The sequence below is a fragment of the Devosia oryzisoli genome (genome assembly GCF_014837245.1).
Classification (GTDB): Bacteria; Pseudomonadota; Alphaproteobacteria; order Rhizobiales; family Devosiaceae; genus Devosia; species Devosia oryzisoli.
Map to the genome: position 1 here is coordinate 118,014 of NZ_JACYFU010000002.1, position 20,000 is coordinate 138,013.

Here is a 20,000-nt window from a genome sequence, read left to right on the forward strand (position 1 = left end):
AGCCGGACCGTCTGGAGACCTGTTTCCAGCGACCCGATCACCCACGTGCTTTCCCCTCGCTTGCCGCTCGCCCGACCCATCGGGCGAACCGGTCCTGAGAGGTATCGAGCTGGTCAGCAACTGGTCGCTTATTGGTATTGAAGTGGACTGAAGGACGTTGGATGAACGGCTATTTGTGGTTTGTCGGCAAGCGGGCGCTGCAACTTCTGGCAGTGGTGTTTTTCGGCGTGTCGGCGACGTTCTTCGTCACCCATCTCTCGCCCATCAGCCCAGTTGAAGCGGCGCTGGGGCGCATGACAGCGCGGTCGAACTTCGCGCCCGAAGCCATTGCTGCCATGCGCGAAGCGCTGACGGAAATGTACGGGGTCAACGAGCCCCTGCTCAGCCAGTATGTCAACTTCTGGATGCGCCTCTTCCGCGGCGATCTGGGCCCATCGCTGCTGGCCTTCCCGACCCCCGCCATGGACCTCGTGATGCGCGCCATGCCCTGGACGGTGGGGCTCCTGGTGCTTTCGACCATCATTACCTTCATCGTCGGCAACATCCTTGGCGGCCTCGCCGGCTACAGCCAGAACAACAAGTTTTTCAAGGCCTTCGGGATTATCTCGATGGGCCTGCAGCCGATCCCCTACTATATCGTCGCCTTCATCCTTCTCATCATCTTCGGCTTCCTGTGGCCCGTTCTGCCCATTTCGGGCGGGTTCGCGATGAACGTCACGCCCGGCTGGACCTGGCCCTTCATCAGCTCGGTGCTGCAACACGCCATCCTGCCGTCCATGTCGCTGGTGCTCGTCGGCTTCGGCGGCTGGTTCCTGGGCATGCGGGCGCTGGTGTCCAATGTCGTCACCGAGGATTACGTGACCTATGCCGAACTGGCCGGGGTGCGCCGGCACACCATTGTCAGCGGCTATGTGATGCGAAATGCGCTCGTGCCGCAGCTGACCGCGCTGGCGATGACGCTGGGCGGCGTGTTTTCGGGCACCGTCATCACCGAGCAGGTGTTCAACTACCCAGGCCTGGGGTCGCTCCTGATCGACGCGGTCAACGCGGGCGATTACTCGTTGGTGCTGGCCGTCTCGACCATTTCCGTGGCGGCCGTGGCCATCGCCATCTTCGTGGTGGACCTGCTCTATCCCCTTCTCGATCCACGCGTGCGGGCGGAGTAAGCCGATGTTTGCCGTTCTCCGCGACCTCATTCGTTACAATATCGAATTCGCCATCGGCCTCGTCCTGGTCGGCATCGTGGTGGTGTTTGCCTCCCTGAGCTTCTTCGCTCCGGTGGATCCGAGCCTCATCTACATGACGATCCCCGACCAGCCGCCCTCGCCGCAATTCTGGTTCGGCACCAACTCGCGCGGCCAGGACATGTTCTGGCAACTCTCCGCCGCCTTCCGCAACAGCCTCGTCTTCGGCATCACCGTGGCCGTCCTTTCGCGCATCATCTCCATCACCGTAGGCCTGCTGTCCGGCTATGTCGGGGGCTGGGTCGATCGCGTGCTGATGTTCATCAACGACATCTTCGTGGCCGTGCCGATCTTTCCGGTGCTGGTGCTGTTCTATTTCGTGCTGCGCAACAATCTCGACAGCCTGACGCTGGCGCTGATCATGGCCTGCTTCGGCTGGCCGTTCGACGCGCGGCTGATCCGTTCGGTGGCGCTGGGGCTGAAACACCGCGAGTTCACCCGCCACGCCACCTTTGCCGGCATGAGCACGCGGAAAATCCTGCTCGAAGAGCACCTGCCCTATGTGATGCCGATCGTCTTTTCGACCTTCATGAACAACATGCTGTGGTCGATCGGCCTCGAGGTGACGCTCGCGGTCTTGGGGTTCACCAACATCAACAACCCCACCATCGGCACCGTGCTCTACTGGGCCAACTCGCACTCGGCGATGGTCGTGGGCGTGTGGTGGTGGATCGTGATCCCGGTCATCCTGATCGTCATGACGTTCCTGGGGCTCTTCCTGCTCGCCATCAGCATGAACGAATATATCGACCCGCGCAGCCGGCTGCGCCGGATGGGAGCATGACCATGAGCCAGCAATCGAACCGGGACATCCTCAAGGTCGATGGGCTCAAGGCCTATTACCAGATGAACTATTTCGGCGTGGAGCGCGAGGTGCGCGCCGTCGACGACATCACCATGACCGTGCGCAAGAATGAGGTCTATGGCATCGCCGGGGAGAGCTCCTCGGGCAAGACCTCGTTCATCAAGGTCCTCGCGGCCGCCATTCGTCCGCCTTTGCGCGTGGTGGCGGGTTCGGCCACCTATGCGTTCAAGAGCGGCACGATCGACGTGGCGCACGCTAGCCCCGAAGAAATCGAGGCGGTTCGCTGGAAGCACCTGAGCTACATCATGCAGGGCTCGATGAGCGTGCTCAATCCGGTGCGCCGCATCGGCAAGACGTTCAAGGATTTTGCCCAGCGTCCGCTGGGGCTGAGCGGTCGGGCATTCGAAGAACGCGTGGTGCATCACCTCTCGCGCCTGAAACTGCCGCCTGACGTGCTTAAGGCCTATCCGCACGAGCTTTCGGGCGGCATGCGGCAGCGCGTCACCATCGGCCTTGCCACCGTCTGTCACCCTGAATTCATCATCGCCGACGAGCCGACCACGGCCCTCGACGTCGTGGTGCAAAAGGAAGTGCTGAGCCTCATCCGCGAGATCCAGCAGGACATGGGCTCGTCCGTGGTGTTCGTGACGCACGACATGAGCGTGCATGCGAACATGGCCGACCGAGTGGGCATCATCTATGCCGGGCGCCTTGTCGAGGAAGGGCCGACGCGGCAAATGTTCTTTGCGCCCAAGCACCCTTACACGGCGCATCTGGTAGCCAGCCTGCCGCGCATCGGCGACACGACGCAGCGCCCCGCGCTCGAGGGGCGGCCGCCGAACCTGGCGGACCCACCACAGGGTTGCCGGTTTCACCCGCGCTGCCCTCTGGCGGTTGAAAAGTGCCGCACCCAGACGCCGCCGCTCGAAGAAGTCGCGCCCGACCAGCGTTCGGCCTGCTGGCGGTGGATGGACGTCGAGCCGCTGGTCAAGCCCAGCGCGCCGGTGGGGGTGGTGGCATGAGCACACTGCTTGAGGTCAACAATGTCTCCAAGCGCTTCACCATGGGCGGCCTGTTCGGCCGGCGCGTGGTGGATGCGGTGCAGGAGGCAAGCTTTTCGCTCACCACCGACAAGCCGGAAATCTTTACCATCATCGGCGAGTCCGGCTCGGGCAAGACGACCCTCGCTCGCATGATCCTGGGGCTGGAGGACGCGAGCGAGGGCGAAATCCTGTTTCGAGGCAAGCGCATCAGCCGCCACATGGGGCAAGCGGAGCGGCTGGCCTTCATGAGCGCCGTGCAGCCGGTGTTCCAGAACCCCTTCGAAGCCTTCAATCCGCTCAAGAAGATCGAACGATACCTCTCCAGTACGGCGCGACGGTTCCTCAGGACCTCGGACCGAGCGACCATCGACCGCGCCATGGACGAGGCCCTGCAGAAGGTGGGCCTCAGCCTCAAGGAGGTGCGCGGCCGCTTTCCGCACGAGATGAGCGGCGGCCAGTTGCAGCGCTGCGCCATCGCCCGGGCGCTGATCCCCAACCCGCCGCTGCTGATCGCAGACGAGCCGGTGTCCATGGTCGATGCGTCGCTGCGCATGAGCATCGTCAACCTGCTCAGGAGCCTGCGGGACGATCTGGGGGTGAGCGTCATCTACATCACGCATGATCTGGCAACGGCGTATTACATTTCCGACCGGATCATCATCATGCAGCGCGGGCGCATCGTGGAGATGGGCGACGCGCGAACCGTCCTCGAAAATCCCGAACACCCCTATTCCCGGTTGCTGAAGGCCTCGGTTCTGTCCACGGACGATGCCGGGGCGGGCAAGCTTGCGACCGATCCTGGGATGGTGGACCTAGCCAACGCCATGATGGGCCGGGCGGGAAAACTCGTCGACAGGCAAGACGGCCGCCGCGTGCGGGTCTATGATGAGGCATGAGCGCACCGATCTTTCGTGATCCGATCGAGGATGGCGCGGCGGACCCGGTCGTGGTGCGCCGCGAGGGCACTGACGAATGGTGGATGTTCTACACCAATCGCCGGGCCAGCGCCTCCGATCCCGGGCACGGCTGGATCCACGGCTCCCCCATCGGCGTCGCCATGAGCCTCGACCATGGCGCCAGCTGGCACTATCGCGGCACGGTGGCGGGGCTCGATGCACCCGGGGATGAAGGACTGAACACACACTGGGCACCGGAGGTGATCCATGCCGAGGGACAGTACCACATGTTCCTCAGCTACATCACCGGCGTGCCGACGGACTGGCGCGGCGTACCGCGCACCATCACCCATTTCACCAGCCCGGATCTGGCGCACTGGACGCGCGTGGGGCCGCTGCGCCTTTCGAGCCCACGGGTGATCGATGCCTGCGTCTTCAAATGCCCCGATGGCCACTGGCGCCTGTGGTACAAGGACGAGAACGCCGGTTCGAGCACGTGGAGCGCCACGAGCGAAAACCTGTTCGACTGGCAGATCGAGGGCCGCGTGCTGGCGGGCTCACCCTATGGCGACCCGCACGAGGGGCCCAACGTCTTTGCGCTCGGTGGGTACTACTGGCTGATCGTGGACGAATGGCACGGCCAGGGCGTCTATCGCTCGGATGACTGCAAGCTCTGGACCCGGCAGGGGATAATCGGGAGCGATCCGGGGCACGACCCTATGGACCTGAGGTTCGTCCGTCACGCAGACGTTGTCGCGTTCGCGGATCATGCGGTGATGTTCTATTTCACGCATCCGCTCTGGAATGAACACAGTCAGACCGAAGGGCCTCCGGATGCCACCGCGCGGAAGACCGCGATTCATCAGGCGGTGCTGACCGTCACGGACGGGCATCTCAAGTTCGATAGGAACGTTTCGGCTCACGCGGGGCTGCTGCGCTGACCACGGCTACGGGCGTCGGCCGGAAACGTGGTCCGTGTCGAAGCTTGCCCCGCTCGTTCGTCGTGTTGGCAATGGAGGACGAGCCATGACGTTCGAGGACGACGAGCTATTCGATTTTGCGGCCAGCGGCCCGCCTGCCCTGCCGCCCGGTGGGCAGACCATCGACCGCGACGGCGTCCCCGTTTGGTTCGCTGATTATGGCGCCGGGCCGGTGGTTGTCCTGCTGCATGGCGGCTTGGGCAATGCCAACAATTTCGGTCACCAGGTACCGGCCTTGCTTGAGGCCGGGTTTCGCGTGGTGGTGATGGACAGTCGCGGTCAGGGGCGAAGTGGCTGGGATGGAACGCCCTTTTCCTACCGTCAGTATGCCGGCGACGTGTTGGCGATCCTTGACCGTATCGGCGTCGAAACCGCGGCCGTCGTGGGCTGGAGCGATGGCGCGTGCACGGGCCTCGAAATGGCGCGGCTGGAACCCGCTCGGGTGCGGGGCGTGTTCTTTTTCGCGTGCAACGTGGATGCGAGCGGGGCTTGGCCGTTTGAAATGACGGAGACCATCGGGCGCTGCCTCGAACGGCACCAGAAGGACTATGCCGCTCTCTCCCCCATCCCAGCCGGGTTCGAAGCCATGAGCAAAGCCCTGCAGGTGATGCAGAGCACGCAGCCCAATTACATTGCGGAAGACCTCCAAGAGATCGCCGTGCCGGTAACGGTCGCGCAGGCCGAGAACGACGAGTTCATCCGTCCCGATCACGCCCGCTATATCGCCCGAACCGTCCCGAACGGCCGCTACGTGATGCTCGAGGGCGTAAGCCACTTCGCGCCCGTCCAGCGGCCGCAACTGTTCAACGCGGCGGTGCTCGAGTTCCTGCGCGGCCATGGCGATACGCCGAGAGCCGTCGCGTGACCGTTCGAATGACCTCGCTAGAGGTAGATTTCAATCGGGCTGCCATCTGGCCGGTGGCTCACGCTTGAGGGGGGCCATGGAAGTGATGTCCTCACCGCGCCGCATGCAGATGTTCATGCGGAAGGAATTGCCGATGCGCTCGGAGCGCTCGATGAAGACTTCAGCCACGTCGGGTGGACACAGTTCCTCCACCGTTTCGCGGAACAGCCGTAGCCAGCGCATGAAATGAGCGTCGGACAGTTCCGGGATGGCCATGTGCTTGGGCATTGGCCGCCCCTGGTAGCGCCCGGTGCCGAGCAGCATAGAGCTCCAGAAGTCGGCGATCTTGGCCAGGTGCGCGGGCCATTCGGGATCGGGGATGATGCGATTGAACACTGGGCCAATGACATCATCGCGGCGCGCCCGGGCGTAGAAGGCATCGACGACCCGTCTGATCAGGGCCTCGTCCAGACCTTCGGGCACATTCCAACCCACCCTGTGAAGTTGCGTGCCGATGGGGCGATCAGGCTGGCTCATGCTGTACGGGCCTTATGGAGTAGGAACAGCGCCGGCCACCGCTGACAATGTGTTCGAGGCGCTCGATTTCGGCACCCGGCCCAAGGACCGCCCGGAAGACTTCAAGCTCGGCGCGACAGAACCCCTGGCAGGCCGTGGCGGCAGCGCAGATCGGACAGTGATTTTCTACCAGAAGCAGCGTGCCGTCGTCCTGCTCGCTCCAATCGGCCATATATCCTTCGCGTGTCCGTAGATCGGCCAGTGCTGCCACCCGATCCCGCAGGCCGCGCCGCGTTGCCAGTGCTGTCTGATAGGCATGGCTGGTTTCGGCCTCGCGCACCGAAATGACGGCGTCGAGCGCCGCCTCGCCGAGCTGGCTTCGCATGATGTCGAGGATCTGCACCGTCAAGGCGGCATGGGTGTCAGGGAAGCGGGCCTGCGCCAGCTGCGTCAGGCTCCAGAGCTGGGTTGGGCGACCGACACCGCCGGGAACGCTGGTCGGTGAAACCAATCCTTCGTCGGCCAGCCGCGCCAGCTGCTGGCGCACGGCCTCGCCGCTGATCCCCAGCTTCTGTCCCAGCGCGCTCGCTGAAAGGCCCCCGTGCATCTTGAGATGCATGAGGATCCGCTCAGCCGGATTGCGCGGCGACCACGCGCTGTTATCCAGGCGCCGACTTGACTTGTCCGGGGAATGGGTTTTCAAAGCCATGACTTGGGAATTACCCGCTATGACGGGTCAACGCAAGCCACTGCAAACCGGAGCGACGAAATGACCTTCTCCCTGCCCGCCCTGCCCTATTCCGCCAACGCACTTGCCGAACGTGGCATGAGCCAGGAAACGCTGGAACTGCACCACGACAAGCATCACCAGGCCTATGTCACCGCCCTCAACGGCTTTGTAGAGAAGAACCCGGAACTGCAGGGCAAGTCGCTCGAAGAAATCATTACCCTGGTCAATGGCAAGCCGGACATGGCTCCGGTGTTCAACAATGCGGGGCAACACTGGAACCACATCCACTTCTGGCAGGCCCTGTCGCCCAAGGGCGGCGCGCTGCCGGGCCGGCTGGAAAGCAAGATCGTTGAAGATTTCGGCTCCGTCGATGCCTTCAAGGACGCGTTCAAGACCGCTGCCACCACGCAGTTCGGCTCCGGCTGGGCCTGGCTGATCCTGGGCTCCGATGGCAAGCTCAAGACCACCAAGACGCCGAACGGCTCCAATCCGCTGGCAACTGGCGAGGGCAAACCCCTGCTCGGCCTCGACGTCTGGGAGCACGCCTACTATGTGGACTACCGCAATCGCCGTCCCGATTACGTGACCAACTTCCTCGACAAGCTCGCCAACTACGAGTTCGCCGAAGCCAATCTGGGCTAATTGAACTGGCTCGCCGGGCGGAGGTGTCCGCCCGGTTCTGGCCCGCAAATCGACTGCCTCCGCACCACCGATACGCGATGAACCACTTGATGCCTGATTTCGACATGCCCGAGCGCCTAGCGCTGCGCCCCAGCCACCGACCGCCGGTGGGCGATGCGGAATTCCGCGCGGCGATGTCGGGGCTGGCGGCCAGCGTTCATGTGGTGACGGCACGGCGCGGGACGGAAAGGGTTGGACGAACCGCGACGTCGGTCATCTCGCTTTCTGCCCAACCGCCGGCCATCCTCGTCTCCATCGACATGATGAGCCGGCTCGCCGATCTCATCGTCAAGACGCGCGGCTTTTCGCTTGCCATGCTGGCCGATACGCAAGCGCCCATCGCCGACGCATTCGCCGGTAGCGTCGCTCCGGAACTCAGATTTGAAGAGGGGCAGTGGGGAGAGTGGCCCTCCGGACAACCGCTGCTCCACGGCGCTGTTTCCAGGCTCGATTGCGAGGTGATCGGATCTCTCGAGACGGGGACCCACGTGCTGTTCGTCGGCGCAATCGTTGAAGCGGAAACCAGCACCGATCGCTCTCCGCTCCTCTGGCAGCGCCACCACTATCGCGCTCTTGGCGGGCTCGACGCGCAGCATCAGGAGTGACAGACTGAAATCGATTTGGAACCGATGGAAACATCGTGGACGCAGCGCGTTCGTTCCAATCGAGGAGTTTGCCGTGCCGCGCTATTACTTTCACTACCGCACCGATGAGGAACTGATCCTCGACCAGGATGGGCAGGACTTTCCCGACCTCGACGCTGCCGAACACAACGCCGCCGAGATCGGCAAGGCCATCGTGGACAAGGTTGCCGGCGAAGGTGGTGAAACGGACGTCCCCCGGTCCATCGAGATCACGGACGCGGAAGGGCACGACCTGCTCTACGTGGTGTTCTGGGCGGGGCCGAAGATCATCCCCGGGTCCGGCACGCCGGTCGAGCCAGCGCGCTTGCACTGAACTTCCCTACCAACAGAAACAGAACGGCCGCCCTGCCCGGCACCACTCGGGCATGACGGCCGCTTGCTTTGGAGATGGACCGCTAGAAGTGGAGGCCTGCCGTCATGGTGATCGCGAGCACCAGAACCAGCGAAGCAAGAAGGGCAGCATAGGAGGCGAGGTGGAAGACCTTGGGCATGGAAGGCTCCGGAAGGTAACACCTCTAATACTACCGAGTAACTAGAGATTAACAAGCGGTAAATGACGGTTTGGAGACGGCGCGGTGAAAAATCTTGCCGCGCCACCCGGCTGCGGCGAAATGACATCGCGTCACGTGGGTTTAGGCTCCAAGCTGCAGGGCAGACACAACGCTCACCGGTGATAGAGTGCTCCGGCGAGTCTGGGAGAGAGAAGATGGCCGATGCACGCGTGACGCAGCTGAACGAGCGGGCGCGGGAGCGAGCAAGTGGCGACGAGGGATTGGGGCGGTTCTTCCTGACGGCCATCAAGGCCTCGGACCCGGACGATCTGGCGAGCCAGGCGCCGGACGCTTTCCTTGATGCTCTTGCCAGGAGCTACGCGGAACTGCGGTCAACGCCGGTTGGAGAAACGCGGGTCGTGCCGCATCCGGCGCAGCAGGCAGGCGAGCCGCTGATCATCGACGTGATTTCGCCCGACATGCCATTCATCGTCGACAGCGTCCTGGCGGCGTTGCGGGCCGCAGGCGGAACGATCCGGCTCTTTGCTCATCCCGTGGTCCAGGTTTCGAGCGGAGCGGTGACCGGCCAGGGCGGCGACGCCATCAGCGTGTTGCATATCCATAGCGATCCGGTTGCAGACATCGATGCGGTGACGAGAGAAATCCGCGCCACGCTGCAAGACGTCTCCTGGGCCGTCGGCGACTGGCAGGCCATGCTCGACCGGATGCGGCATGCCTCGATGGCCATCCACGCTGCGGCGCTGCGGCGCGACGAAGCGCGGCTTTTCCTCGATTGGCTGACTGAACACAACTTCACCTTCCTCGGCGCCCGCGAATACGAACTGGACGGCGGAGCGCTTCGGCCCGTGGCCGGGAGCGGCTTGGGCATTTTCCGGGATGAAACCGTAAAGGTGCTGCGCTCGGGGCCGGACTATGTGGAGAGCACCCCGGCTCTCGTGGCTTTCCTTGAAGGAAGCGAGCCGCTGCTGATCACCAAGGCCAATGTGCGGGCCCGTGTGCACCGGCGGCAGCACATGGACTATATCGGCGTGAAGCTCTATCGCCCCGACGGGTCGGCGCGCGGCGAGATGCGCTTTGTGGGCCTTTACACAGAGCAGGCGCTGGCCACGCCCCACACAGAGGTACCCATCATCAGGCGCAAGATCGCCGACGTGATGCGGCAATCCGGGCTCGACCCGCTCGGGCACGCCGGCCGGACCCTTCTGGGCGCGCTCGACACGTACCCGCGCGACGAACTGTTCCAGATCGAGGGCGCGCAACTGTCCGAGTTCGCCGGCGCGATCGCAGGTCTTTATGACCGGCCCCGGGTCCGGGTTCTGCCGCGCATCGACCGGTTCGACAACTTCGTCTCCATTCTCGTGTTCGTCCCGCGCGACCGCTATGACGGGGAGGTGCGTGCCCGGATCACGCGCTACCTGGCCGAGGTCTATAAGGGGCGCGTCTCGGCCTACTACCCCCATTTCCCCGAAGGCGAACTGGTCCGCCTCCACGTGATCATTGGGCGGGTTGGCGGGGCCACGCCGCGGCCGACGCGAGCGGAGCTGGAAGCCGCGGTCGAAGCGATCACGCGCGATTTTTCGGACATGCTGATGGCCCAGGCGGCTGAGCCGGGCGCGATCAGCGAGTGGCGACAGGCTTTTTCGCCGGCCTACCAATCCCGGCACAACGCCGCTGACGCGCTCGATGACATCGCCACCTTTCGCCAACTCAAGGAGGGCGATATCGCCCTCAAGCTTCGAACCCGCCCGGCCGGCGAAGGAGCCCTCGGGCTCAAGTTCTACAGCAAGGGTAACGCCCTTCCGCTCAGCGACCGCGTGCCGGCGCTGGAGCATTTCGGCTTTCGTGTCATTGACGAGCGCACCTTCACCCTCGTGCCGCGCGATGGGGTAGAGCGCTTTATCCACGACATGGTGTTGCAGACGCAGGACGGTGCTGCGCTCGACGTCGGCGCCCGCGGCCACGCCATCGAGGCAGGTCTGCTGGCGGTGTGGCATGGCGAGGCCGAGAGCGATCAGATCAACACTCTCGTGACCCGCGCGGGGCTGGACTGGACGGAGGCGGCACTGCTCCGCGCCCTGTCCCGCTACCTGCGGCAGGTGGGCACGCCCTATTCGCAGCGGTACATCGCGCAAGTGCTGGTGACCCAGTGGCAGAGCGCCCGGACACTGGTCGACCTGTTCAACGCCCGGCACGATCCGGAGCGAACCCGCCGAACCGAGGACGCAGAAGCGGCCCGGGCGTCGCTGGCGGCACAACTGGAAACAGTGGCCTCGCTGGACGAGGACACCATCATTCGGCGCTTCCAGAACCTCATCGAGGCGTCGGTGCGCACCAATGCCTGGCAGCGGGACGAGGCCGGGCGGCGGCGGCCTGCGCTGGCAATCAAGTTTGACAGCCAGCGGGTCGAGGGCATGGTCGCGCCCCGCCCCTTCCGCGAAATTTCGGTCTATTCGCCACGCGTCGAGGGGGTGCACCTTCGGTTCGGCGCCATCGCCCGCGGCGGCCTGCGCTGGTCGGACAGACCGGAAGATTTCCGCACCGAGGTGCTGGGGCTGGTGAAGGCGCAGCAGGTCAAGAATGCGGTGATCGTGCCGGTGGGCGCCAAGGGCGGCTTCGTGCCCAAGCGACTGGTTGCCGGCATGGCGCGGGACGCGGTCATGGCCGAGGGCACCGAGAGCTACAAGATTTTCATCGGCGCGCTCCTCGACATCACCGACAACCTGGTGGATGGCGCCGTCGTCCCACCGTCGCAAACGGTGCGGCACGATGCCGACGATCCCTACCTCGTCGTGGCTGCCGACAAAGGCACGGCGAGCTTTTCTGACACCGCCAACGCCATAGCCATTGCGCGCAACTTCTGGCTGGGCGACGCCTTCGCCTCGGGCGGGTCAGCCGGCTACGATCACAAGGAAATGGGCATCACGGCCCGTGGTGCGTGGGAGGCGGTCAAACGCCATTTCCGCGAACTGGATCGAGACATCCAGACGCAGCCATTCACGGTGGTCGGCGTCGGCGACATGAGTGGGGACGTGTTCGGCAACGGCATGCTCTTGTCGCGACAGATCCGGTTGGTGGCCGCGTTTGACCACCGAGATATTTTCGTTGATCCCGATCCTGATCCGGCGCGCAGCTTTGTGGAGCGGGAGCGACTGTTCACCCTGCCGCGCTCGAGCTGGCAAGACTATGACACGAGCCTGATCTCCGCAGGCGGCGGCGTGTTTTCGCGCACGCTCAAGGCGGTGCCTCTCAGCCCGCAGATGCGGGACCTGCTGAACCTGCGCGGAGAAACGGCGACGCCAGCCGAGGTGATGCGCGCCATCCTGAGCGCGCGCGCCGATCTTTTGTGGTTTGGTGGCATCGGCACCTACATCAAGGCCGCGGACGAAGACGACGCGGCCGTGGGCGACAGGGCCAATGACGCCATCCGCGTGACCGCAGACAGCGTTCACGCCAAGGTGGTGGGCGAAGGGGCTAATCTGGGCGTGACGCAGCGCGGGCGCGTGGCTTTCGCCTTGCGCGGCGGCCGGATTAATACCGACGCCATCGACAATTCCGCGGGGGTCAACTCGTCGGACCTCGAGGTCAACATCAAGATCGCGCTGGCGCCAGTGGTGGCGTCGGGGCAGCTCGATCTGGCGGCGCGCAACGCGCTTCTGGCAAGCATGACCGACGAGGTAGCGGCACTTTGCCTGCGCAACAACTACCTCCAGCCGCTTGCCCTTTCCCTGGCGCAGCGCGCCGGTGCTTCAGAGCTGCCGAACCACCGCATGCTGATCGAAAGCCTCGAAGGCCGAAGGCTGCTCGACCGAAAGGTGGAGTTCCTGCCCCCGGACACGATGCTGGACGCGCGGGCGCAGGAGGGGCTCGGGCTGACGCGGCCGGAACTGGCTGTCGTCCTGGCCTATGCCAAGCTCACGCTGTTCGACGACCTGCTCGCCAGCGACGCCATCGACGACCCTTATCTGGCCGGCGAGCTTTTCCGCTATTTCCCCGAGACGCTGCACCAGCGCTATGGTTCAGCAGTCGAGCACCATCGGTTGAGGCGCGAAGTGATCGCGACTGTGTTGGCCAATGCCATGATCAATCGCGGCGGGCCCGCTTTCGTGTCCGACCTAACCGCGTCAACCAGCGCCAGCCCCGGAGAGGTTGCACTGGCCTATGCGGCGACGCGCGACGTGTTTGGCCTTCCAGACGTCAATGCCGCCATTGACGCCCTTGATGGGCAGGTGTCAGGGGACCTCCAGCTTTCGCTCTACGCGCAGGTGCAGGGCCTGCTGCGCCAGGAGACACTCTGGTTCCTGCGCAATGCTGATGTGAACCGGGGGGTGAGCGAGCTTGTCGAGCGTCACCGGCGCGGTGCCTCGGTGCTCAGCGCTCTTGCCGAAAGCGCCCTGCCCGGAGCCCAGCGTGAAACGGTGGACCGGGACACGCAGCGGCTCAGCGCTGCGGGCGTGCCCGCCGATCTCGCCAAGCGGATTGCCACACTACCGCTTCTGGCGCAGGCAAGCGACGTCGTGCTGGTCAGCGACCGGGCTGGCGTGGCGACAGAGTCGGGCGCGGAGGCCTATTTCGGCGTTGCCGGCTTGTTCGATCTCGCCCGGATCGTTGACGAAGGCCGCGCCATGGCTCCCGCGGACCGGTTCGAACGCATGGCACTCGACCGGGCGCTGGCCAATCTGATGCGGGCGGCGCGGGACCTGACGCTGGACGTGCTGGCGACTGGCGACGGCACCATTGCCAATCGCCTGGCCGCATGGCAGGCGCACCATGCGTCAAGCCTGGCGCGAACCATACGCTCGGTGGGGGAACTGACGCAGGGCGGCGCCACTGTTTCCCGGTTGAGCGTGGCCGCAGGCCTCCTCTCAGACCTCGCACAGGAGACATAGGCGCCCCTCACCCGAAAGTCGCCCTTGCCTCGAGGCGCATGTCGGGCAGATTGGCCCAGGAACAGGAGAGCCCCTAATGACCGATCTCGCCCAATGGCTGGCCACGCAAACCCAGGATATCCAGCTTTCAGGGGTAATTCAGTCAATGGCGGCGGCGGGGCGCGACATTGCTGCGGTATTGCGGCAGGCTCCGATTGCGGGGCAGACCGGATTGGCAGGCCAGACCAATGTGCAGGGCGAGGCGCAAAAGGCGCTCGACATTATCTCGAACGACATTGTTCTGAATCACTTGCAGCAGAACTCTGCAGTTTCGGTCCTGATCTCGGAAGAACTGGATGAGGCGCGGCCTCTGGCGGCCGATGGACCCTTCATCGTCGCCACCGACCCGCTCGACGGGTCCTCCAATCTCGACGTCAACGTCACCGTGGGCACGATCTTTTCCGTGCTGCGTACCGAGGGCGGCCTCTTGCAAAAGGGGACCGAACAGGTTGCGGCGGGCTATGTGGCGTACGGACCCGCAACCAGCCTGGTAGTTCGCATTGCCGGCGACACGACCGTTTTTGCACTCGACAGGGCCGGCGGGTGGGTCATGACGCTCGCCGCCGCAAAAGTGCCTGAGGCGTCGGGCGAATACGCCATCAACGCCGCCCGCGAGCGGTTCTGGGACGCGGCGACACGGGCCTATGTCCGCGAGAACGTTGCAGGCGAAACCGGCGGTGCGGCCAAGCGCTACAACATGCGCTGGGTGGGCTCGATGGTCGCCGACATCCACCGCATCCTCATGCGTGGCGGCATTTTCCTGTATCCACTGGATAGCGAGACGGTGAGCAAGGGTGGGCGTTTGCGCCTGCTTTATGAAGCCAACCCCATGGCCTGGCTCATGGAAGGCGCTGGGGGCACATCCACGACAGGACGGCAGCGCATTCTGGATGTGGAGCCCAACGACATCCACCAGCGCGTCCCGGTGATCCTCGGCTCGCTTGAGGAGGTCCGGCGGATCGAGGCGTTCTACCAGCGCCAGTAACGGCCCACGCTCGCGCCTTTGACTAAAGCGCTCTGATAAATTGCAACGTTGCCGCGGTTTGGCTAATACCGCGGGCAACGAAAGCCGAGGGTGTGCTTCGGCGGGGAGCGATGATGACCGAGACGACGTGGAACCTGCCCAAGACGAATTCCGGACCGTGGCAAAGCCGGCCGTTTCACCGGCAATACTTGATGCGCCAGGCGAACGACCTGTTCGACTTCTTCGAAGCCGCCTCGATCAACCCCAAGGGCGGGTTCTTTGAGCTCGACGACGACGGCCTGCCGCTGGCCGAGGACAACGCAACCCGGCAGATTCACGTCACGACGCGGATGATCCATTGTGCCGTGATCGGCAGCCTGATCGGCCGCCCCGGCTCCGATGAGATCATCGACCACGGCATGCGCTATCTCTGGGAGAAGCATCGGGACCACAAGAACGGCGGCTATTTGTGGTCGCTCAACGATGAAGGTCCCCAGGACGACAGCAAGCAGGCCTATGGGCACGCCTTCGTGTTGCTGGCCGGCTCGAGCGCCAAGCTGGCCGGCCACCCGCTGGCCGACCAGGTGATTGCCGATGCGACGCAGGTCATCGAGAGTCGCTTCTGGGACGAAAAAGTTGGCGCGGTGCGCGAGGAGTTCGCCAACGACTGGAGCGAAACTTCGCAGTATCGCGGGCAGAATTCCAACATGCACCTGACGGAAGCCCTGATGGCGGCGTTCGAGGCAACGGGCGACAAAGCCTATCTCGCCAAGGCGCAGCGCATTGCCGAGCTCATCATCCGCAAGCACGCCGTGCAGATGGACTACCGGGTCGCCGAGCACTTCCACGCCGATTGGAGCCTCGACAACGGTTACGAAGGTTCCGAGATGTTCCGCCCGTCCGGTTCGACTCCAGGCCATTGGCTGGAATGGTCGCGCCTGCTCTACCAGCTCTTCGTGCTGGGCCAGAAGGAGCATGGCTGGATGACCGACGCCGCGCGCAAGCTGTTCCGCAATTCGATCGAGCTTGGGTGGGACAAAATGCATGGCGGGTTCTTCTACACGCTCGACTGGGACAACCAGCCCATCCTTCGCGAAAAGCTGTGGTGGCCGGTGGCCGAGGCCATCGGGGCCGCCTCGTTCATCTCTGCCTACGACCACGACGACTACTTCCAAGTCTGGTACCGCAAGCTCTGGGACCATGCCGAGAACCACGTCATCGATCATGCACGCGGCGGCTGGCTCAGCGAACTCAAGGAAGACCTGACCCCGACCTCCCGCCTCTTCGTGGGCAAGCCCGATATCTATCACGCCCTGCAGGCCTGCCTCATCCCGCTCTACCCCGCCACCGGTAGCCTGACCCACGCGATCATCGAGGCGGATCACAGGCCGCACCGCTAGCGGGCCGAGCCTGACAACTTTTTCCTACCCGTCGCGTTGCCTGTCCAGACACGGAGAGCAAGCGAATGACGGATCTGAATGGCAAGGTGGCGCTGGTGACCGGCGCCGGTTCGGGCATCGGCAAAGCTGCGGCGCTGGCGCTCGGCCGCGCCGGCGCGGCGGTGGTGGTGATGAGCCGTACCGCCGAGGAAATCGAAGCGACCGCGCGCGAGATCGAGACGGCCGGCGGCAAGGCGCTCGCCGTTCCGGCCGACACCACCGACGACGCGGCCATGAAACAGCTGATCGCCAAGACCGTCGAGACCTATGGACGGCTCGACATCGTGGTGGCCAACGCGGGCATCAACGGCGTGTGGGCGCCGATCGATGAGTTGGAGCCCGACGAGTGGGACAAGACCATCACCGTGAACCTGCGCGGAACATACCTGACGATCCATCATGCGGTGCCGGTATTGAAGCATGGAGGCGGTGGCGCCATCGTGGTCATCAGTTCGATCAACGGCACGCGCACCTTCACGTCGCCCGGCGGCACCGCCTATTCCGCGACGAAGGCGGGGCAACTGGCGATGGTGCAGCAGCTCTCCCTTGAGCTCGGGCAGCACAAGATACGCATCAACGCCATCTGCCCGGGCGCCATCGAGAGCGAGATCAACGACAATACCGAGCACCGCGACAGTGAAAAGGCGGCGGTCCCGGTAGAATTTCCGGAAGGCGACATTCCCCTGACCGGCGGCAAGAAGGGGAAGGCCGAAGATGTGGCTGACCTCGTGCTGTTCCTCGTATCCGATGCGTCCCGGCATATCACCGGGTCACCGGTCTGGATCGACGGCGGGCAGAGTTTGCTTCGCTAGCCCGGCAACGAACAAAAGCGTGCTCCCGCCGGGCGTTGCCAGTGCGGGGGTAGCAGCGTAAAGCACCGGTCACAGCACTCAAACGCCGGTAGCTTTGATGACTTCTGCAAGCGTCCGTCTTCCGGGCCGCGCCTTGCCGGTTCCCACAGAACTTTGGCGTATGGTTCCGTGCAGTCGTCCGCGATGACCCACGCGGCAGATTTGCAGCAACTTATGGTCGCTGCCGCCCTTGAGGCCGCAGAGGTCATCATGGCCGTTTATGCCCGCCCCATCCATGCGGAGGCGAAGGCCGACGGCTCGCCGGTTACGGAGGCAGATGCGGCGGCCGAACAGGTTATCATCGCGCACCTGGCCCCCACCGGCATTCCTATCCTCGGGGAGGAGAGCGTATCGGCGGGAATCATCCCCGAGCTCGGCCAGCGCTTCTTCGTCGTCGATCCGCTGGACGGCACCAAGGAATTCATCAAGCGCAATGGCGAGTTCACGGTCAATATTGCACTGATCGACGACGGCAGGCCCGTGATGGGGGTGGTCCTGGCGCCCGCCACGGGCGCGATCTTTTTCGGTGACGCAGATGGGGCCTGGGCGGGAACCGTGAAGAACACCCATGTCGCCCACAGACGGCCCATCTCGGTCGATACACGGGAGCGGCCTCGGATCGTTGCGAGCCGCAGCCATGGCCACGTCGCGCTGGCCGCGCTTTGTCAGACACTGGATGTGGAAGCGGATGTCTCGGTGGGTTCATCCCTCAAGTTCTGCCTATTGGCCAAAGGCGATGCGCAGCTTTACCCGCGCTTTACCCCAACTTGTGAATGGGATACCGCTGCCGGACAGGCCGTGCTTGAAGCTGCCGGGGGCGTCGTGCTGACGCTGGATGGCGCGCCCATGCGCTACAGCAAGCACCGGGCCGGGTTTCTCAACCCCTATTTCGTTGCTGCCGCCACACTTGACCTGGCCAGAAAGGCAGCGGCTGAGATGCGCCGCCTCGTCGATTAGGCCGCATGCAACTGGCGCTTAACTGATCTGCGCCGAATTCGAACTCGTACGCATTGCGCAATGCTGCTCCGGCATATATAGCCCCAGCATATATCGGGCATGAATATGCCAGAAGGATTGCGCCCCGCATGAACGTCAAGACCCTGTGCCTCTCTGTCCTTTATGAAGGCGACGCCACCGGATATGAAATCCGGCGTTTGTGCGCGGAAGGCGAATGCGCCTACTTCGTCGAAGCCAGCTATGGCTCGATCTATCCGGCCTTGGCGCGGCTGGAAGCTGAAGGACTGGTGACGAGCCGGACCGAGCAGCAGGACGGCAAGCCGGCCCGCAAAGTCTATTCCATCAGCCAGGCCGGGCGTGAGGCTTTTGCCGAACAGCTGAGCGAACCGCTGAGCGAGGACGTGTTCCGCAGCCCGTTCCTGCTGTTTGCGCGCTTCGTGCATCTCCTGCCGCGGGAGCTGGTCGAACAGCGGGTGGAAGAATTTCTGCAGCGTGCGGTCGAGAAGCGGAAAATGCTCGACGAAGTCGCGTGCGATGAAAGCTGCAGCGCAGCGGACCGCTGGGTGCTGGACTATGGGCGTGCGGTCTTCGAGGTTGCGGAGCGCCACGTGCGCTCCCATATGCACGAGCTAATCACAATGGCGCGAGCCGAGCCACGTCAAGACGCGGCGGAATAATTAAGGGGCAAATTCTTTCATGCGTGCACTTTTTTCGTATGGTTTGGCGTTCGCCATTCTGGTCCTGGCAGCGGGATGGCTCGCAACGGGCACCTTGGTCGTCGGTGGCCAGGGTCCGGGCAACGGCGAAAAGGCAATTGTTTCCGTGCTGGAGGGCGAGGAGAACGGCCCCGTTGCTACCCAGCTCAAGGAAGCCGGCGTGCTCGCTGAGCCGCCACATCCGGAGGTCGACCCCGAGCTGACGATTGCGCAGCGCAACGCGGAAACCTCCGGAGCGAACGCCGAACTGCCAAGCGTCCGGGTGAAGACCTTCACCGCACAGCCCATGCCCCTCCGGGTGCCGCTCCGCGGCCGCACCCAGGCGCGGGCGACCGTGTCGGCGGTGGCTGAAACGCCCGGAACCGTGGATGCTGTTCATGTCACCAAGGGCCAGCGGGTGGCGATCGGCGACAAGCTTTGCACCCTCGATCAAGGCACCCGCGCGGCAGCGCTCAAGCAGGCCGAAGCCGCGGTGGCGCAGGCCGAGGCTGCCCTTGCCCAGGCTGAGCTCAACGCCAGCACCAACAGTGATTTGCGCGCCAAGGGGCTCGCGGCCGCCAACACCGCCAACGCTGCAGACGTCGCTCTCACACAGGCCCGGGCCGCGGTTGCCCAGGCGCAGGCCGGACTCGACAATGCCAAGGCCGAACTCGACCGTACGGTCATCACCGCGAACGTAGCGGGACTGGTGCAGGATCCCGTCGCTACCGCGGGTGCGATGCTGGCGGCCGGTGCGCCATGCGCGACCATCGTCCAGCTCGATCCGCTGGTGTTCACCGGAATGGTGCCGGAGGCACAGATCGGCCTGGCGAAAGTTGGACTTGAGGCAGAAGTCAAAACCGTTACGGGCCACGCCGTAGAGGGCGAGGTGACCTACATTTCTTCCGTCGCTGACAATGCAACCCGTTCCTTCCCCGTCGAAATCGAAATCCCCAACCCCGATTTTGCCATCCGTGACGGCGTGACGGCCGAGGCGACGGTCAATCTGGGGTCGGCACCCGGACAACTGCTGCCACAGTCTGTCCTGACGCTGGATGACAATGGTGTCTTGGGCGTCCGCACGGTGGAAGACGACAAGGTCGTGTTTCATCCGATCACCATTGTTAGCGATACGCGCGAGGGTGTTTGGGTTACGGGCCTGCCGCCGGTCGCGCGCGTCATCACGGTGGGCCAGGAGAGCGTCACCGATGGGCAGGCCGTGGTGGCCAGTGACACCGAAACCACTGCAACCGCAGCAAGCTGAGGACCGCTCC

The 20,000-nt window shown here is 64.2% G+C and carries 18 protein-coding genes; 16 read left to right on the plus strand and 2 right to left on the minus strand.

Translation table 11 applies throughout. The features are described 5' to 3' along the window. Positions 1-161: 161 nt before the first annotated feature. From IC608_RS07205 to IC608_RS07230, 6 genes are all read left to right on the plus strand, one after another. Positions 162-1,166 (plus strand): ABC transporter permease, encoded by a 1,005-nt coding sequence (locus tag IC608_RS07205; RefSeq protein ID WP_191774034.1) that lies wholly within the window; start codon positions 162-164, stop codon positions 1,164-1,166. Between the two features lie 4 nt (positions 1,167-1,170). Further along, on the plus strand, positions 1,171-2,028 hold the full coding sequence (locus tag IC608_RS07210) for an ABC transporter permease (RefSeq protein WP_191774036.1): 858 nt from the start codon (positions 1,171-1,173) through the stop codon (positions 2,026-2,028). Positions 2,029-2,030: 2 nt separating this feature from the next. Next, positions 2,031-3,071, plus strand: a complete 1,041-nt coding sequence (locus tag IC608_RS07215; RefSeq protein ID WP_428054812.1) for an ABC transporter ATP-binding protein — start codon at positions 2,031-2,033, stop codon at positions 3,069-3,071. Continuing rightward, the gene (locus tag IC608_RS07220) at positions 3,068-3,988 is read left to right on the plus strand and encodes an ABC transporter ATP-binding protein (protein ID WP_191774040.1); all 921 of its coding nucleotides are present in this window, start codon (positions 3,068-3,070) and stop codon (positions 3,986-3,988) included. The genes IC608_RS07215 and IC608_RS07220 overlap by 4 nt, the downstream gene beginning before the upstream one ends. Then, positions 3,985-4,929 (plus strand): glycoside hydrolase family protein, encoded by a 945-nt coding sequence (locus IC608_RS07225; protein WP_191774043.1) that lies wholly within the window; start codon positions 3,985-3,987, stop codon positions 4,927-4,929. The genes IC608_RS07220 and IC608_RS07225 overlap by 4 nt, the downstream gene beginning before the upstream one ends. A gap of 85 nt (positions 4,930-5,014) precedes the next feature. Beyond that, positions 5,015-5,833, plus strand: coding sequence for an alpha/beta fold hydrolase (locus IC608_RS07230; protein ID WP_191774045.1), 819 nt, complete (start codon positions 5,015-5,017; stop codon positions 5,831-5,833). A gap of 30 nt (positions 5,834-5,863) precedes the next feature. Here the strand turns inward: IC608_RS07230 and IC608_RS07235 are convergent, their stop codons facing one another. Next, on the minus strand, positions 5,864-6,349 hold the full coding sequence (locus IC608_RS07235; RefSeq protein WP_191774047.1) for a group III truncated hemoglobin: 486 nt from the start codon (positions 6,347-6,349) through the stop codon (positions 5,864-5,866). After that, on the minus strand, positions 6,336-6,947 hold the full coding sequence (locus IC608_RS07240; RefSeq protein ID WP_191774048.1) for a helix-turn-helix transcriptional regulator: 612 nt from the start codon (positions 6,945-6,947) through the stop codon (positions 6,336-6,338). Before IC608_RS07240 ends, IC608_RS07235 begins: the two co-directional genes overlap by 14 nt. 150 nt (positions 6,948-7,097) lie before the next feature. On the opposite strand from IC608_RS07240, the gene IC608_RS07245 reads away from it, so the two are divergent. The 10 genes from IC608_RS07245 to IC608_RS07290 all read left to right on the plus strand — a co-directional run bounded on the left by IC608_RS07245 (position 7,098) and on the right by IC608_RS07290 (position 19,990). Then, the gene (locus IC608_RS07245) at positions 7,098-7,700 is read left to right on the plus strand and encodes a superoxide dismutase (RefSeq protein WP_191774050.1); all 603 of its coding nucleotides are present in this window, start codon (positions 7,098-7,100) and stop codon (positions 7,698-7,700) included. 89 nt (positions 7,701-7,789) lie between these two features. Beyond that, entirely contained in the window at positions 7,790-8,344 is a 555-nt protein-coding gene (locus IC608_RS07250) for a flavin reductase family protein (protein WP_248306262.1), read from the plus strand. A gap of 73 nt (positions 8,345-8,417) precedes the next feature. Then, positions 8,418-8,696, plus strand: coding sequence for a DUF6894 family protein (locus tag IC608_RS07255; protein WP_191774052.1), 279 nt, complete (start codon positions 8,418-8,420; stop codon positions 8,694-8,696). Between the two features lie 393 nt (positions 8,697-9,089). After that, a complete protein-coding gene (locus tag IC608_RS07260) occupies positions 9,090-13,781 on the plus strand; it encodes an NAD-glutamate dehydrogenase (protein WP_191774054.1) in 4,692 nt (1,563 codons plus the stop codon). A 76-nt stretch (positions 13,782-13,857) separates the two neighbouring features. Beyond that, positions 13,858-14,805, plus strand: coding sequence for a class 1 fructose-bisphosphatase (locus tag IC608_RS07265; protein WP_191774056.1), 948 nt, complete (start codon positions 13,858-13,860; stop codon positions 14,803-14,805). A 110-nt stretch (positions 14,806-14,915) separates the two neighbouring features. Continuing rightward, positions 14,916-16,184 carry an AGE family epimerase/isomerase gene (locus IC608_RS07270; protein WP_428054819.1) on the plus strand — a complete coding sequence of 423 codons (1,269 nt, stop codon included), beginning with the start codon at positions 14,916-14,918 and terminating at the stop codon, positions 16,182-16,184. 65 nt (positions 16,185-16,249) lie between these two features. Then, positions 16,250-17,035, plus strand: coding sequence for an SDR family oxidoreductase (locus tag IC608_RS07275; protein WP_191774060.1), 786 nt, complete (start codon positions 16,250-16,252; stop codon positions 17,033-17,035). 183 nt (positions 17,036-17,218) lie between these two features. Beyond that, on the plus strand, positions 17,219-18,031 hold the full coding sequence (gene cysQ / locus IC608_RS07280) for a 3'(2'),5'-bisphosphate nucleotidase CysQ (protein ID WP_191774062.1): 813 nt from the start codon (positions 17,219-17,221) through the stop codon (positions 18,029-18,031). A gap of 128 nt (positions 18,032-18,159) precedes the next feature. Beyond that, positions 18,160-18,708 carry a PadR family transcriptional regulator gene (locus tag IC608_RS07285; protein ID WP_191774064.1) on the plus strand — a complete coding sequence of 183 codons (549 nt, stop codon included), beginning with the start codon at positions 18,160-18,162 and terminating at the stop codon, positions 18,706-18,708. 19 nt (positions 18,709-18,727) lie between these two features. Further along, positions 18,728-19,990 carry an efflux RND transporter periplasmic adaptor subunit gene (locus tag IC608_RS07290; protein WP_191774065.1) on the plus strand — a complete coding sequence of 421 codons (1,263 nt, stop codon included), beginning with the start codon at positions 18,728-18,730 and terminating at the stop codon, positions 19,988-19,990. Positions 19,991-20,000: the final 10 nt, after the last annotated feature.

Excerpts from the sequence above, each read along its gene's own strand:
- IC608_RS07205 (WP_191774034.1), top strand. The coding sequence starts at position 162 with ATGAACGGCTATTTGTGGTTTGTCGGCAAGCGGGCGCTGCAACTTCTG.
- IC608_RS07210 (WP_191774036.1), top strand. The coding sequence starts at position 1,171 with ATGTTTGCCGTTCTCCGCGACCTCATTCGTTACAATATCGAATTCGCC.
- IC608_RS07215 (WP_428054812.1), top strand. The coding sequence starts at position 2,031 with ATGAGCCAGCAATCGAACCGGGACATCCTCAAGGTCGATGGGCTCAAG.
- IC608_RS07220 (WP_191774040.1), top strand. The coding sequence starts at position 3,068 with ATGAGCACACTGCTTGAGGTCAACAATGTCTCCAAGCGCTTCACCATG.
- IC608_RS07225 (WP_191774043.1), top strand. The coding sequence starts at position 3,985 with ATGAGCGCACCGATCTTTCGTGATCCGATCGAGGATGGCGCGGCGGAC.
- IC608_RS07230 (WP_191774045.1), top strand. The coding sequence starts at position 5,015 with ATGACGTTCGAGGACGACGAGCTATTCGATTTTGCGGCCAGCGGCCCG.
- IC608_RS07235 (WP_191774047.1), bottom strand. The coding sequence starts at position 6,349 with ATGAGCCAGCCTGATCGCCCCATCGGCACGCAACTTCACAGGGTGGGT.
- IC608_RS07240 (WP_191774048.1), bottom strand. The coding sequence starts at position 6,947 with ATGCATCTCAAGATGCACGGGGGCCTTTCAGCGAGCGCGCTGGGACAG.
- IC608_RS07245 (WP_191774050.1), top strand. The coding sequence starts at position 7,098 with ATGACCTTCTCCCTGCCCGCCCTGCCCTATTCCGCCAACGCACTTGCC.
- IC608_RS07250 (WP_248306262.1), top strand. The coding sequence starts at position 7,790 with ATGCCTGATTTCGACATGCCCGAGCGCCTAGCGCTGCGCCCCAGCCAC.
- IC608_RS07260 (WP_191774054.1), top strand. The coding sequence starts at position 9,090 with ATGGCCGATGCACGCGTGACGCAGCTGAACGAGCGGGCGCGGGAGCGA.
- IC608_RS07265 (WP_191774056.1), top strand. The coding sequence starts at position 13,858 with ATGACCGATCTCGCCCAATGGCTGGCCACGCAAACCCAGGATATCCAG.
- IC608_RS07270 (WP_428054819.1), top strand. The coding sequence starts at position 14,916 with ATGATGACCGAGACGACGTGGAACCTGCCCAAGACGAATTCCGGACCG.
- IC608_RS07275 (WP_191774060.1), top strand. The coding sequence starts at position 16,250 with ATGACGGATCTGAATGGCAAGGTGGCGCTGGTGACCGGCGCCGGTTCG.
- cysQ (WP_191774062.1), top strand. The coding sequence starts at position 17,219 with ATGACCCACGCGGCAGATTTGCAGCAACTTATGGTCGCTGCCGCCCTT.
- IC608_RS07285 (WP_191774064.1), top strand. The coding sequence starts at position 18,160 with ATGAACGTCAAGACCCTGTGCCTCTCTGTCCTTTATGAAGGCGACGCC.
- IC608_RS07290 (WP_191774065.1), top strand. The coding sequence starts at position 18,728 with ATGCGTGCACTTTTTTCGTATGGTTTGGCGTTCGCCATTCTGGTCCTG.